The sequence below is a fragment of the Pseudosporangium ferrugineum genome (assembly GCF_003002065.1).
Taxonomy (GTDB): domain Bacteria; phylum Actinomycetota; class Actinomycetes; order Mycobacteriales; family Micromonosporaceae; genus Actinoplanes; species Actinoplanes ferrugineus_A.
Map to the genome: position 1 here is coordinate 591647 of NZ_PVZG01000002.1, position 14379 is coordinate 606025.

The 14379-nt window shown below is 73.8% G+C and carries 12 protein-coding genes; 3 read left to right on the forward strand and 9 right to left on the reverse strand.

Annotated features, from left to right (window positions below; genetic code table 11):
- The first annotated feature begins 8 nt into the window (after window positions 1-8).
- The gene (locus CLV70_RS06875) at window positions 9-653 is read left to right on the forward strand and encodes a TetR/AcrR family transcriptional regulator (protein WP_245908071.1); all 645 of its coding nucleotides are present in this window, start codon (window positions 9-11) and stop codon (window positions 651-653) included.
- Here the strand turns inward: CLV70_RS06875 and CLV70_RS06880 are convergent.
- Window positions 622-1500, reverse strand: a complete 879-nt coding sequence (locus tag CLV70_RS06880) for an alpha/beta fold hydrolase (protein WP_106125491.1) — start codon at window positions 1498-1500, stop codon at window positions 622-624. The genes CLV70_RS06875 and CLV70_RS06880 overlap by 32 nt on opposite strands.
- Window positions 1501-1610: 110 nt before the next feature.
- On the opposite strand from CLV70_RS06880, the gene CLV70_RS06885 reads away from it, so the two are divergent.
- Window positions 1611-4649 carry an ATP-binding protein gene (locus CLV70_RS06885; RefSeq protein ID WP_106125492.1) on the forward strand — a complete coding sequence of 1013 codons (3039 nt, stop codon included), beginning with the start codon at window positions 1611-1613 and terminating at the stop codon, window positions 4647-4649.
- A gap of 19 nt (window positions 4650-4668) precedes the next feature.
- Here the strand turns inward: CLV70_RS06885 and CLV70_RS06890 are convergent, their stop codons facing one another.
- From CLV70_RS06890 to CLV70_RS06920, 7 genes are all read right to left on the reverse strand, one after another.
- Window positions 4669-6429 (reverse strand): acyl-CoA dehydrogenase, encoded by a 1761-nt coding sequence (locus CLV70_RS06890; RefSeq protein ID WP_211303658.1) that lies wholly within the window; start codon window positions 6427-6429, stop codon window positions 4669-4671.
- Between the two features lie 70 nt (window positions 6430-6499).
- Window positions 6500-6880, reverse strand: a complete 381-nt coding sequence (locus CLV70_RS06895) for an NUDIX domain-containing protein (RefSeq protein WP_106125639.1) — start codon at window positions 6878-6880, stop codon at window positions 6500-6502.
- Window positions 6881-6917: 37 nt separating this feature from the next.
- Window positions 6918-9014, reverse strand: coding sequence for an NAD-dependent DNA ligase LigA (gene ligA, locus CLV70_RS06900; protein WP_106125494.1), 2097 nt, complete (start codon window positions 9012-9014; stop codon window positions 6918-6920).
- A 23-nt stretch (window positions 9015-9037) separates the two neighbouring features.
- Entirely contained in the window at window positions 9038-10285 is a 1248-nt protein-coding gene (locus tag CLV70_RS06905; RefSeq protein ID WP_106125495.1) for a saccharopine dehydrogenase family protein, read from the reverse strand.
- The gene (locus CLV70_RS06910; protein ID WP_106125496.1) at window positions 10282-10857 is read right to left on the reverse strand and encodes a GNAT family N-acetyltransferase; all 576 of its coding nucleotides are present in this window, start codon (window positions 10855-10857) and stop codon (window positions 10282-10284) included. Before CLV70_RS06910 ends, CLV70_RS06905 begins: the two co-directional genes overlap by 4 nt.
- An 80-nt stretch (window positions 10858-10937) precedes the next feature.
- Window positions 10938-11717, reverse strand: a complete 780-nt coding sequence (locus tag CLV70_RS06915) for a glucose 1-dehydrogenase (protein ID WP_106125640.1) — start codon at window positions 11715-11717, stop codon at window positions 10938-10940.
- A 36-nt stretch (window positions 11718-11753) separates the two neighbouring features.
- Window positions 11754-12506: an NADPH-dependent F420 reductase gene (locus CLV70_RS06920; protein WP_106125497.1), complete on the reverse strand. Its 753-nt coding sequence runs from the start codon at window positions 12504-12506 to the stop codon at window positions 11754-11756.
- A 71-nt stretch (window positions 12507-12577) separates the two neighbouring features.
- Here CLV70_RS06920 and CLV70_RS06925 point away from each other — a divergent pair, with 71 nt between their 5' ends.
- Complete coding sequence (locus tag CLV70_RS06925) at window positions 12578-13186, forward strand: TetR/AcrR family transcriptional regulator (RefSeq protein ID WP_106125498.1); 609 nt, start codon at window positions 12578-12580, stop codon at window positions 13184-13186.
- Window positions 13187-13225: 39 nt separating this feature from the next.
- Here CLV70_RS06925 and CLV70_RS06930 read toward each other — a convergent pair whose 3' ends face one another.
- The gene (locus CLV70_RS06930; protein WP_106125499.1) at window positions 13226-14236 is read right to left on the reverse strand and encodes an NADPH:quinone reductase; all 1011 of its coding nucleotides are present in this window, start codon (window positions 14234-14236) and stop codon (window positions 13226-13228) included.
- Window positions 14237-14379: the final 143 nt, after the last annotated feature.

Sequence of the window (14379 nt, forward strand, 5' to 3'; positions counted from 1 at the left end):
TGGAACGCATGACGACCGTCAGCGTTGACTCCGGGGCCGACCAGGGCCGCAAGGCTCCTGGCCGGCCCCGCGATGCCCGGGCCGCGGAGGCCATCCTGGACGCGGTGACGACGCTGCTCGGCGAGGGGCAGAGCGCGGACTCCCTCTCCATCGAGGCGGTGGCCGCGAAGGCGGGCGTCGGCAAGGCGACGATCTACCGCCGCTGGGCCAACAAGGAAGCGCTGCTCATCGACGCGGTGGCCCGCATGAAGGGGCCGCTGCCCGTCCCGGCCGGCGAGTCCGTCCGCGACGACCTGATCATGCTGGTCAGCCACGGCCGCAACCGCCGCATGGAGCGCTACGGCAAGGTCACGGCGTGCCTGATGCCGGAGATGGTGCGCAGCCCCGAGATGCACGCGGTCTACCAGGCGGCCATCGAACCCCGGCGCGAGGTCATGCGCCAGGTCCTGCGCCGCGGCATCGAGACCGGCGAGCTCCGCGCCGACCTCGACATCGAGCTCACCCTGCTGATGATCAGCGGGCCGACGGTGGCGCAGAACATGCTCCACTGGAACCCCAGGGTCCCGATCGAGGGGTACGCCGAGGCGCTCGTCGACGCGATCCTGCGGGGCGCCGCCGCGGTCAGCGAGCCATCAGCGCCCGGAGCGCCTTGACCACCTCGGTGGGCGCCTCCTCCGCCATGAAGTGGCCGCACGTGACGGTGGCGTGGTGCAGGTCCGGCGCCCACGCGCGCCAGACCGCCGCCGCGTCGTAGCCGAGCGTCGCACCCCAGTCCTGCTGGAGGACGGACACCGGCATGGCGAGCGTACGGCCGGCCGCCCGGTCGGCGGTGTCGTGCTCGAGGTCGATGCGGGCCGAGGCGCGGTAGTCGGCGACGATCGACGGCACCGCGCCCCGGGACGCCCGGAGGTACTCGTCGCGCACCGCGGGCGGGATGGCCGACGGCTCCCGCACCCACGCGTCGATGAAGTGCCCGAAGAACGGGTCGGCGGCGGCCCCGATCATCGCCTCGGGCAGCCCCGGCGGCTGCGCCATCAGATAGAGGTGGAAGGCCACCGCGGCGTCGACCCCGTGCAGCACCTCCCACATGTCGAGGGTCGGCACGATGTCCAGCAGGGCCAGCCGGGTGACCGCCCCCGGATGGTCGAGCCCGGCGCGGAAGGCCACCAGGGCGCCGCGGTCGTGCCCGGCGAGGACGAACCGGTCGTGGCCCAGCACGCGGGCCAGCTCCACCACGTCGGCGGCCATCGTGCGTTTCGCGTACGCCGTACCGTCGCGGTCCTCGGGTTTGCCGCTGTCGCCGTAGCCCCGCAGATCGGGACAGATGACGGTGTGGTCGGCGGCGAGATCGGCGGCGACGTGCCGCCACATCAGGTGGGTCTGCGGGAACCCGTGCAGGAGCACGACGGGATCGCCGCTGCCGCCGACCGCCGTGCGCAGGGAGACCCCCTCGGCGACGGGAACGTCCTGGTATGCGAATCCGGGAATGACATGGCTCATGCCCCGGAGCCTGCCCCGCCCCGATCAGCGTCCGATGAGCGCCGGATGAGCGGCCCGGGTGCCCGGTGCCGGCGCCCGCCGGCGGCCGGCCCGACCTACGATGGGTGACCATGACCCGCACGGCCTTCCAGGTGCTCGGGCCCGTCGGTGCCAGCACCGGCCGGGGCCCGGTCGCGCTCAGGGGAGCCCGGCAGCGCTCGGTGCTGGCCCGGCTGCTCATCGCGCGCGGGCGGGTCGTGCCGGTCACCCGGCTCGTGGACGATCTCTGGGAGCGGCCGCCGGACGGTGCGGTGGCCGCCCTGCGCACGTTCGTCGCGGACCTGCGCCGCGCCCTCGAACCCGACCGGCCACCCCGCGCGCCGGCGTCCCTGCTGGTGACCGCCGGCCAGGGATACGCGCTGCGCCCGGCTCCCGGCGCGGTGGACGCGTGGCGCTTCGAGGCGGCCGTGGCCTCCGGCGCCGCTTCCGCGCAGACCGTGCCCCTGCTCGACGAGGCCCTGGCGCTGTGGCACGGCCCGGCGTACTCGGACTGCGCCACGGCACCGTGGGCCCGCGCCGAGATCGACCGGCTCGACGAACTCCGCCTCCTCGCCGTCGAACGCCGGGCCGCGGCGCTGCTGGCCCTCGGGCGAGCGGAGGAGGCGGTGCCGGGCCTTCAGGCGCACACCGGCGAGGCGCCGTTCCGCGAGGACGCCTGGCACCTGCTCGCCACGGCCCTCTACCGCACGGGCCGCCAGGGCGAGGCGCTCGCGGCCCTCCGGCGGGCCCGGGAGCTGCTGGCGGGGGAGTTGGGCGTCGACCCCGGACCGCGGCTGCGCCGCCTCGAGCAGGACATTCTCGCCCAGGCCCCGCACCTCACCGCCGGCGTCCCGCCCGCCCCCGTCCCCGTCCCCGGCCCTGAGGTCTCCTTGTTCGGCCGCGACGAGGAACTGTCGAGACTTCTCGGCGCCGCGCGTGCCGCGCAGGAGCGGGAGCGGCCGGTGCTCGCCCTGATCGCGGGGGAGGCCGGCGCCGGCAAGTCCGCCCTCGCCGAGGCCCTGACCGGCCGGCTGGCCGCCCGGGGCTGGAACACCGATGCGGTACGCGCCCCCGACTACGAGGATGCCCCCGCCCTGTGGAACCTGCCCACGACGCCGGAAGCCGCCGACCCGGCGGTCGCGCGCTTTCTGCGGCACCGTGACCTCGCCGCCCGGTTCGCCGCCTGGGCGCCCGTCGTCCTGGTCGCCGACGACCTGCACCGCTTCGACGCCGACGCCCTGGACCTGCTGACCCATCTGGCCGCCGGCGCCGGCCCGCCGCGCGGTGCCGTCCTCGTGGTGGGCACCTACCGGACCGGCGAACTCGGTCCCCGGCTGACCGCGGCGCTCGCCCGTGTCGCCCGCGCCGAGCCCGTACGCGTCCACCTCGGCGGCCTCGCCGAAGCGTCCACCGCCGAGCTGATCGCGTCCGTGACCGGCCACCCGGCCGACCCCGGGGCCGTCCGCGCCCTGCACCGGCGCAGCGGCGGCAACCCGTTCTTCGTCCGCGAACTCGCCCGGCTCGCCGCGGCCGGAGCCGACCTCGACGACATCCCCGCGGGCGTCCGCGACGTCATCCGCCACCGCCTCGACCGGCTCCCCGAGTCCGCGCGCACGGTCCTGCGCCGGGCCGCCGTCCTGGGCCGCGACATCGACCCGGAGGTCCTTCTCGCCATCGTCGGTGACCGGGCGATCGACGCGCTGGACGCCGCCCTGCGGGCCGGCTTCCTGACCGAGACCGGCCGGGACCTGCGGTTCACCCACGTGCTCGTGCGCGACACCCTCTACGACGACCTGTCCACCGTACGGCGATCCCGCTGGCACGCCACGGCGGCGGAGACGATCGAACGCCTGCGCCCGGCGGACCCGGTCGCCCTGGCCCACCACTATGCGCTGGCGTCGGGCCCGGGCACGGCGGCCCGGGCCGCCCACTATGCCGCCCGGGCCGCGGAGCAGGCGGAACGGCGGAGCAACCCGCACGAGGCGGCCCGCTGGTGGCGGGCGGCGCTCGACCGTACGGGCGCCGGCGACCTGCGCGGGCGCCTCACGGCGATGATGGGCCTGGGCCGGGCCCTCGCCGTGACCGGCCACCTGGCCGGGACCCGGGCCCTGCGCGCCGAGGCGGTCACCGCGATCACCGGGCTCGACGACCCGGAACTGGCGGCGACGGTCCTGACCGCCTTCGACGTACCGGCGGTCTGGCCCCGCAACGACGACCAGGCCCTGTCGGACCGGATCGTGGCGCTGGCCGAAGATCTGTTGCCGGCCGCGCCGCCGGACCTCCGGGTCCGCCTGCTGACGACCCTCGCCCTGGAATCGCGGGGCAGCACCGACGACCGTGGCCGCCGCGCGGCGGAAGAGGCCGAACGGACAGCCCGCCGGTCGCGGGACCCGGCCCTGCTGGCCCTGGCCCTGAACGCCCGCTACATGCACGCCGTGCACCGCTGCGGCATGTCCGCGGAACGAGCCGCGATCGGCGCCGAACTCGTGGCCCTGGCCGCCGGCAACGACCTGGTGACGTACGAGGTCCTGGGCCACCTGATCCTCCTCCAGTCGGCGTGCGCGACGGGCGACTTCCGGACCGCCGACACGTGCGCGGAGGCGGCCGACCGGCTCGCGGAGCGCTACGACCTGCCGGTGGTGGGCATCTTCACCCAGCTGTACGCCGCCTTCCGGCTGGCGGCGGGTCCGGCACGCGACGAGGAATCCGCCCGCGGGACGGCGGAGGCGACGTACCGGACGGCCTGCGACCGCCTCTCCGCGGCCGGCATGCCGGGTGTGAGCGACGGCCTGCTGGGATTGGCCCTGCTCTCCCTCGATTCTCCCGGCCCGGCTGAAGGCCTCGGCCCGTACGAGCCGTGGGCCCGTCCCGGCCTGTTGCTGGCCCGTGGCCGCCGCGACGAGGCGGCGGAGGCCCTCGCGAACCTCCCCGACTCCCCGCACGACCTGCTGCGGGAGGCCCGCCTCTGCCTCGCCGCGGCCGCCGCGGCCGAACTCGGCGACCGCGACATCGCGGCCCGGCTCCACGCGGACCTGCTCCCCGCGGCGGCCGAACTGGCCGGAGCGGCCGGCGGCGTCCTGTCGCTCGGCCCGGTGCGCGACTACCTCACCGCCCTGGAAGCCCTGCTCTGAATCCCGGCCGGCCGCGTACCTAGAGCACCTCGTCGTTCAGGTCCGCGAGCAACGTGTCGCCGCTCGCGAGCAGGTCGAGCCACCGTCCCGTGCGGGGGAGCTCGTGCTCGAAGAAGTACCTCGCCGCCAGCCGCTTGCCGTCGTAGAAGGCGCCCTCCTTCGTCCCGGCCGTGATCGCCTGCTCGAGCCACAGCCAGGCGATGACGATGTGGCCGGCGGTGTGGAGGTAGGCTGTCGCGTTGGCCAGGGCCGTCCTCGGGTCGCCGGACGCCCACAGGGTGCGGGTCACGTCGGCGAGGCGCGCGCAGGCCGCCTCCAGCGTCCGCGCCATGGCGGCCAGCGGCGGCGGCGTCCTGGCGATGGTCGCGCCGATCGTGCGGAGCAGGAGGGCGAGGCCCGCGCCGCCGTTCATCGTGACCTTGCGGCCGAGCAGGTCCAGCGCCTGGATGCCGTCGGTGCCCTCGTGGATCGGGTTGAGGCGGTTGTCGCGGTAGAACTGCTCGACCGGGTACTCGCGGGTGTAGCCGTACCCGCCGTGGACCTGGATGGCGTGGTCGTTGGCCCGCAGGCACCACTGCGACGGCCACGCCTTGACGATGGGCGTCAGCACGTCGAGCAGCACGGGGGCGTCCGGGGAGTCGTCGTCGAGGAGCTTGGCGGCGTACAGGATGAGGGCGAGACCTCCCTCGACGTAGGTCTTGGACGCCAGGAGCATGCGGCGCACGTCGGGGTGCCGGATGATCGGCACCGGCGGCGCCGACGGGTCCTTCGCCTCCGCCGGGCGGCCCTGCCGGCGTTCCCTCGCGTACGCGAGCGCGTGCAGGTAGCCGGTGTACCCCAGCGCCACGGCGCCCGCGCCGACCCCGATCCGCGCCTCGTTCATCATCTGGAACATGTAGGCGAGGCCGCGCCCCTCCTCGCCCACCAGATAGCCGACCGCGCCCGGCGCCCCCAGCGGCGTGTACGTCCCGTCGCCGAACGCCAGCACCGCGTTGGTGGTGCCCCGGAAGCCCATCTTGTGATTGAGCCCCGCCAGCACGACGTCGTTGCGTTCCGCCAGCACACCACCGGCGTCGAGCAGGTGCTTGGGCACGATGAACAGGGACAGCCCCTTGACCCCGGCCGGCGCCCCGGCGACCCGCGCGAGCACCAGGTGCACGATGGTCTCGCTCAGCTCGTGATCGCCGGCGGAGATCCACATCTTGCTGCCGTGCAGCCGGTACACGCCGTCGCCGGCCGGGACCGCGCGGGTGGTCACGTCGGCGAGCGACGACCCGGCCTGCGGCTCGGACAGGCACATGGTGCCCATGAACCGCCCCTCGAGCATGGGCCGGACGAACGCCCTGACGTGCTCCTCCTTCGCGTACGTCAGCAGCAGGCCGGCGTTGGCCATGGTGAGCATGGGGTACGCGGAGGTGGCGATGTTCGCGGCCTGGAACCACGCGAAGCACGCCCGGAGCACGACGTGCGGCAGCTGGAGCCCGCCCGCCTCCTCGTCGAACGCGCCGGCCAGCAGCCCGGTGTCACTGAACGCCTTCAGGGCCGCCTTCACCTCGGGGATGACGGTCGCCCTGCCGCCGTCGAACGTCGGCTCCCGCAGGTCACCCGCCCGGTTGTGGGTGGCGAACTCACGCTCGGCGATCCGCGCCGACACCTCCAGGAACGCGTCGAAGGTCTCGCGCGAGTGCTCGCCGAACCGGGGCCGCTTCGTGAGCGCCTCCACGTCGAGCCACTCGTACAGAAGGAACTCGAGATCGCGCTGCGACAGAATCCGAGACATCACCCGAGCCTAACGGCGTCGCCGGCGCAGTGGCTCCGAGCGCGAGGATCGATCCCTTCGAGCGGCCGGGCTACCCCCGCATCGCTGCTATCACCGCTGTCCGTACGGGTTCGTGGGTGAGCGGAGGCAGGTCGTCGGGCCGGAACCAGCGGATCTCGTCGTGCTCCTCGGGGGCGGCGTTCGTCGGTGTTCCCTCCCACTGCTCGACGATCCAGGCGCTGAAGTGCACGGCCTCCTCGCCGAGGCCCTTCTGCAGCCGGCACAGGTGGATCGCCGATCCTGGCTCGATCTGCACGCCGATCTCCTCGTCCAGCTCCCGGGCGAGGGCGTCCAGTTCGGTCTCACCCGGCTCCATGTGCCCGCCGCCCAGGCCCCACATGTCCGGATAGACGTGGCGGTGCGGACTCCGGTGCACGAGCAGGACCCGGCCCTCGCGAACCAACGCCCCCATGACGATCCGGATCATGGGCTGGCCGGCATGGTCGCGCTCACCCATTGACGTCTGCGGCAGGGGAGGTGCCGGCGAGGAGCCGGGCGAACTCGTCGGCGGGCATGATGCGTACGCCGAGCTCTTCCGCCTTCGCGGCCTTGCTGCCGGCCCCGTCGCCGACCACCACCAGGTCGGTGCGGGTGGAGACCGAGCCCGATGATCTGCCGCCGAGGCGTTCGACGGCCTCGTTGCCCTCGTTGCGGGTCAGGCCGGGAACCGAGCCGGTGACCACCACGGTCATGGGGCTGCCGTCCTCGCGCTGCAACGGCAGACGCGGGGCGCCGGCGGCCGGGCCGGGTGCGGGCCGGGGGGTGAGCTCGGGCTCGGACATGGCGAGGCCGCGGGCGATGAGCTTGTCGATGACCGGGGCGAGGTCGGCCAGCTCCGCGGCGATCGTGGCGGCGCGTTCCGGCCCCACGCCGTCGACCTGCTGGAGGTCTTCCACGCCGGCCGCCCGCAGCGCGGACATGGTGCCGAAGTGACGGGCCAGGCGGCGCGACATCGACCGTCCCGTCATTCGTACGCCGAGGCCGGTCAGGACCCGCGACAGCGGCTGCGACCTCGACGCCTGGATGGTGGCGACGAGCTTGGTGGCCGAGGTGCGACCGAGCCGTTCGAGCCGGGCGAGCGCCTCGGCGTCGAGGTCGTACAGGTCGGCGGGGTCGGTGACCATCCCGGACCGGACCAGGCCCGCGATGACCTTGTCGCCGAGGCCCTCGATGTCCATCGAGTCCCGCGCGGCGAAGTAGGACAGCGACTCCTCCGCGCCGCAGGCCCGTCCCCGCACGCAGCGCCACCGCTTCTGCGAGCGGTCGATCTCGCCGCCGCAGCGCGGGCACGCCTCCGGGGGTGAGAAGGGCACGGCGCCGGCCGGACGCGCGTCGAGCAGGGCGCCGGTGATCTCGGGAATGACGTCACCGGCCCGCCGCACGAACACCGTGTCGCCCACCCGGACGTCCCGGCGCACCAGGTCGTCGAAGTTGTGCAGGGTGGCGGAGGTGACGACGACGCCGCCGACTTGGACCGGCTCCAGCACCGCCACCGGGGTGATCAACCCGGTGCGCCCGACCTGCACCTCGATGCCGATCAGGGTGCTGGTGCGGGTGTCGGCGGGGAACTTGTGGGCGATGGCCCACCGCGGCGCGCGGCTGGAGAAGCCCGCCCGGTCCCGGTCGGCGGGGTCGTCGGCCTTGACCACGGCACCGTCGATGTCGAACCCGAGCGTCCCGCGCGCGGAGCCCAGCGCGTCGATCGCGGCCACCACCTCGCCGATCGTCGCGCACCGGGGCATCCCGGCCGGTGATCCGGCGGTGGTGGCGACCCCGAGGCCGGCGATCGCGTCCATGGCGGCGGAGTGGAAGAGTCCCTCGCCGCCGGGCAGATCGTGCACCGCGTAGGCGAAGAAGGACAGCGGCGCGTCGTACGCCCGGTCCTGGGCCCGGAGCGTGCCGGCGGCGGCGCTGCGGGGATTGGCGAACGCCGTGCCGCCGTGCCCGGTCCGCAACTCGTTGGCGCGGGCGAAGTCGGCGTCGGTCATGAACACCTCGCCCCGGACCTCCACGGTGACCGGCCGGTGCAGCTCGGCGGGCAGCCCGGCGACCAGCCGCGCGTTCACCGTGACGTCCTCACCGGCCCGCCCGTCGCCGCGGGTCGCCACCTGGGTGAGCCGCCCGTCGGTGTAGCGCGCGGCGACGGCCATCCCGTCGATCTTCGGCTCGACCGTGTAGCCGTTGGCCGGCCGTCCGAGCAGCCGCTCCAGCCGGCCCGCCCACGCCGTCAGCTCGTCGGCGTCGAACACGTTGTCGAGGCTGAGCATGGGCGTGCTGTGCGGGACGTCCCCGCCCGCGATGCCGGCCGCGACGGTGGTGGTGGGCGAATCGTCCGCGGCCCACGCCGGCTGGTCGTGCTCGGTGGCCGCGACCCGGGCCAGCAACGCGTCGTAGGTGGCGTCGTCCATCACGAGGCCGGCGCCGGCGTAGTACGCCTCAGCGGCGGAGCGGATCTGCCGGATGGCGTCCGCGTATTCCTCGCGGCCGGCGTACGGCTCGGCGTGCGCCGCGTCGACGACCGGCGCGACCTCGTGCATCGTGGACATGTGGCACCTCTCCCTCGTGATGCCTACTTCTTACCGGAGGGGTCCGACAGAATCCGGGAGGTGATCTCGACGCCGGCGGCGCGGAGCCGGTCGACCAGGACGTCGCCGAGCGCGGTGGCGGGTGTCAGCACTCCACCGCCGGACGGCGGCAGCGAGTCGCGGTCGACGGCGAGCGCCAGGGCCGCCTCGCCGAACATCAGCGCGGTGGCGGCGTACCCGGGATCGCCCTTGGCCCGGAAGCGCGCCGTGTAGCGTGCGCCCGTCGTGGTTCTGGTGAAGATGTCCATCGTGAAGTGGCCGGTGCGCCGGGTCTCTTCGTCCGGGCCCTCGCCGGGCTTGGGCAGCAGCCGGTCGAGCACGAATCGGGTGGGCGGCATCGACAGGCCGGCGGCCAGCGCCACCAGACCGGTCTTGGTGCCGGCCGCGATCACGGGGGAGAGCGGCGAGGTGCCGACGCTCGTGGCCTCGCGGTACCGGAAGCTCCGCCCGTACGCGAACTGCCGCAACGCGTTGCTGCGCCGCACGACCCGCGTGTTGTAGGGGGCCATGACGAACGGCGCGAGGTTGCCCCGCAGCGCGGGATCGACCTCGGGACCGCGCAGCGTGACCAGGTCCTCCTGCCGTCCGAGGTCCGGCTCGGCGCTCCGGTCGGGGCTCAGCGAGTACGGGCTCGCCGCGATCCGCCGCAGGTCCCGGTCCTTGCGGACGGCGTCGAGCTGGTGCCGCAGGGAGTCGATCGTGCCGCCGCTGAACCCGCCGCGCAGCCTGGTCACGACCAGCGTCGTGTCGGTCAGCTCACCGGCCCCGTCCGCGGCCACCCGCCGGTGCAGAACGTGCACGCCGAGATCGGACGGGATGGAGTCGAAGCCGCAGGAGTGCACGATCCGGGCGCCGGTCGACCGCGCGAGCTCGTCGTTCTCGTCGATGCTGCGCCTGGCGAAGAGCACTTCACCGGTCAGGTCGGCGTAGTCGGTGCCCGCGGCCGCGCAGGCATGAGCGAGGGTACGGCCGTACTTCGCGTACGGTCCGGCGGTGGTCGCCACGACCCGGGTGGAGGCGGCCATCGCCGCCAGCCGGTCGGTGTCGTGCGCGTCGGCCACGATGACCGGCCAGTCGACCCCGAGGCGGTCCCGCACGGCGGCGAGCCGGTCGGCGGACCGCCCGGCAAGGGCGATCCGGGTGCCGGCCGGGGCGTGGGCGGCCAGGTATTCGGCGACGAGAACTCCGACGAAGCCGGTGGCGCCGTAGACGACGATGTCATGATCCCTCATGCCGGTCGATTGTCCGGCATGCCGGTTCCGGGCGCCGCGCCGTCCCTCAGACCGACGCAGTCGTACTCCCAGAAGGTGGCGGAATACACCAGGGTCCCGCTCATCCACGGCTCGTAGCCACGCAGCGGCATCACCTGGAAGGCAGCGTCGGGGATCCGCAGCGACGGCTTACGGAACCCGCGCTCGCCGCCCGGCGTGAATCCGAGGCGCGAGTAGTACGCCGGGTCCCCCTCGAGGAAGACGAGGGGGACCCCGCGCCCGTCCAGCACCTCCAGCCCCGCGGCGATCAATGCACCCCCCACACCCTTTCTCCGGTACGCCGGAAGCACCGCGAGCGGACTCAGCACCTTCACCTCGACCAGCCGCGACGGCGCGTCGAGGAGGCTGCGGGTGAACATGACGTTGCCCGCCACCGCGCCGTCGATCACCGCCACTAGCGACAGGGCGTCCGGATCGTCCCGGCGCAGACCGTCGACCAGGGCGGCCACCACCGCACCCTCGTCCCCGAACGCCGTCCGGTGAAGCTCCAGCACGGCCGCATGGTCTCCGGGTCGTTCCGCGCGTATCTCCATGTGCGCGGACGCTAACGGTGCTGCCCCGCGTCCACCACCGATTTGCCGTGTGACGCCGGATGTCCGCCCACCGTCGCCGGTCAGAACGCCGCGGTGGACTGCCCACCGTCGATGGTCAGGACCGTGCCGTTGATGAAGGCCGCCTCGGGGGAGAGCAGGAAGGCGACGGGTGCGGCGATGTCCTCCGGGGCACCGAGCCGTCCCATGGGCGTGCCGGCGGCGTCGGCGAGCTCGCGCCAGTTGTCCCCGCCGGCCTCGCGCATCGCCCGCTCGACCAGGGGGGTGAGGACGCCGCCGGGTGCGATCGCGTTGACCCGGATGCCGAACCGGCCGTACTCGAGTGCGGCGCTGCGGGTGAGCCCGATGACGCCGTGCTTGGCCGCCACGTAGCCCGCGCGCTGCGCCACTCCCCGGATGCCGGCGAGGGATGCCATGTTGACGATCGCGCCCCGACGCTGCTCGCGCATGATCTTGAGCGTGTGCCGCATTCCCAGGTGGACCCCGACGAGGTTGACGCCGATCACGCGGTCGAGCTCCTCGGTGCCGTAGTCCTCGGTGAGGCCGTGCTTGCCCTCGATGCCGGCGTTGTTGACGACCCCGTCGATGCGCCCGAACGTCTCCATCGTCGCCCGGACGTAGCCGGCGACCTCCTCCTCCCGGGAGACGTCGGCCGTGACGAGCAGGGCGCGGGATCCGGGGGAGGCCTTCTCGAGCTCGTCGCCGGTGCCGGCCAGGCCCTGCTCGTCGACGTCGACCAGGGTCAGCTCCGCCCCCTCGGTGGCCAGGAGAACGGCGGTGGCGCGGCCGATGCCCGACCCCGCGCCGGTGACGATGACGGTCCGGCCGGTGAAGTCACGCACCACGGCACCCCGTTTTCCCGGGCAGTTCCCCGCCGCTCACTCGGAGCCCAGCCCGGGCATGTATCCGCCGGCGGTGCCGCGTACGGCGGCGTCGACGAGTGTCCTGATCCGGTCGGCCGGAACCGGTGCGCCGGGGTTGGTGACGTGCCAGTGGTAGCCCTCCTCCCGGGAGAGGCCGTCGGGTGCCTTTCCGGCGAAGTAGGGCTGGACGTAGACCGGGGTGGCGGGTTCGCTGCGCCAGCTGTCGGCGAGGGTGCCGATGTCCACGGCGTCGTAGCCCAGGGTGTCGAGCAGCGCCGTCACCTGTGCCTTGGCGGCGGGGTCGTCGCCGGCGACGGGCAGGCCGCTGCGGTCCGGGTCGCCGGCGGGACGTGCGCGGTTGGCGAGGCTGATGGAGGTGATGTTGTTAAACGCCTTGACGACGCGGGAGCCGGCGAGGTGCTGCTGCACCAGCTGGCTCGAGGTGAACCGGTTCGAGTCCAGTTCGGCCATGCGGCCGTCGCGCTGCGGGTAGTAGTTCATCGTGTCGATCACCGTCTTTCCGGCCAGCTCCGCCGCGGGGAGCCGGCGGTAGGCGTGGAGCGGGATGGTGGCCACCACCAGGTCGCCGGCCCGCGCGGCGTCGGCGGGGGTGGCGGCGCGCGCGTGGTCGCCGAGTTCGGCGACCAGGTCGGCGAGGGAGTCCGGGCCGCGGGAGTTGCTCAGGACGACGTCCAGGCCGGCGGTGACGGCCAGGCGGGCCACGGTGGTGCCGATCATGCCGGCGCCGATGAATCCGAGGGTGGTCATGGTTCCTCCAGTCGACGTTTCCCTACGACTGTAGGTTAACCGACAAGTGTAGGCAATGTAGGCTGGCTCACGTGTCGAGAACGGAAGGCGGCCCTGCCGTGGGTGATCGCCGGGTGCGGCGTACCCACGCGGCCCTCCAAGGTGCGCTGATCCGGCTGGCCGAGGATCGCGAGCTGTCGCAGATCAGCGTCGCCGACGTCGCCGGCCAGGCGGGCGTGAGCCGGTCGACCTTCTACGACCACTACCGGGACGTGCACGAGCTGGCCGAGGCCGCCTGCACGGGGATGATCGACGAGTTGGTCGACGTGATGACCGCCCTCGGCGGCGACCACGGGACGGGAGACCCGATCGGGTCGCTGCGGACGTTCTTCGCCGCCCTCGCCGAGCATGCGAGCCTGTACCGCAGTCTGCTGGGACCGCAGGGAAGTGCCCGCGTCATCGACCACATCCGGCGCCGCATGTCGGCCGCCGCGTTGACGAGGGCGACCGGTGGCGGCACGGCCGCGCCCGGCGACCCGCTCCACGTGCCCGCCGCGTTCATCGCGGGCGCGCTCGTCGGGGTGGCCACCGACTGGCTGCAGCGCGGCTGCGCGCACACCCCGTCGGAGATGGCCGAGCTCACCTGGCCGATCCTCTCCGTCTGCCACTTCGGCACGCGCGCCCCGGCGCCCCGGCCCTGACCCGTGGCGAGCGCGGGCCGCCGCGCCCGCCACGGGAGGTCATGTCAGGTCGAGGAGCACTTTGCCGACCACGCCGTTCTCCGCGGCGAGGTGCGCCGCCGCGGTCTCGGCCAGCGGGAAGCGCAGCAGCGGCAACCCGTGCTCCTCGCCCACGCCCATCGCGCCGTCGCGTACCGCCGCGGTGACGTCGTCGGCCGCGGCGGCCAGCCGCTCGGCGTCCCGGAAGAGGTAGAAGAACTGGTACCGGACGTCGAGCGCGATGTTGCGGGTGACGTCCAGGTGCAGCTCGCGGCCGGTGCCCGCGTAGACGGCGATCGTGCCGCCGATCTCGAGCACCGCCAGGTCGAGCTCGATGTTCTCGCTCACGGAGACCTCGACGATGAGGTCCACGCCGCCGCCGGCCGCCGTACGGATCTCGGTCGCCGGGTCGCCCTCCCGGTAGTTGACCACGTGATGGGCGCCGGCCGCGGTGGCCAGCGCCGCCTTCTCCGGCCCGCTGACCGTGGCGATCACGGTGGCGCCGGCCCAGCGGGCGAGCTGGACCGCGGCGTGCCCGACCGCTCCCGCCCCACCGGCCACCAGCACCGTCCAGCCCTCCAGCGCCCCGGGAGCCAGGCGCCGTGGACCGTCCTCGGCGACCGTGAGGGCCCGGTGCGCGGACAGTGCGGGGATGCCCAGTGACGCGCCCAGCTCGAACGAGGCGTCGTCCGGCAGCGGCCGCGCCGAGGACGCCGGAACGACTGTGAACTCCTGAGCGGTGCCGGCGGCCCTCGGCGTCACCGCCCCGAACAACCACGCCCGGTCGCCGCGCGCGAACGTGCCGACCCCCGGACCGACCGCGTCGATTTCGCCGGCACCGTCGTAGTGCGGGGTCAGCTCCGGAAACGGCAACGGCCATCTGGGGTTGGAACGCATCACCAGGTCGGCCGGGTTGATGCCGGAGGCGCGGATGCGGACCCGGACCTCCCCGGGCCCCGGCTCGGGCACGTCCCGGTCGACGAGCTTCAGGACGACCGGGTCGCCTTTTTCGCGGTACACGACGGCTTTCATGCATCGATCATCGTTGCCGCCCGGCCGTCGCGCCCTATGTTCTGTGCCTCTCATCCCAAGCTTGATTTCATCCTTGAAGTGTGTCTACTGTCGAGCCACCGACGAGCCGGCACTCTCCCGGATCGCGTCTGCGAGGCCGTCGG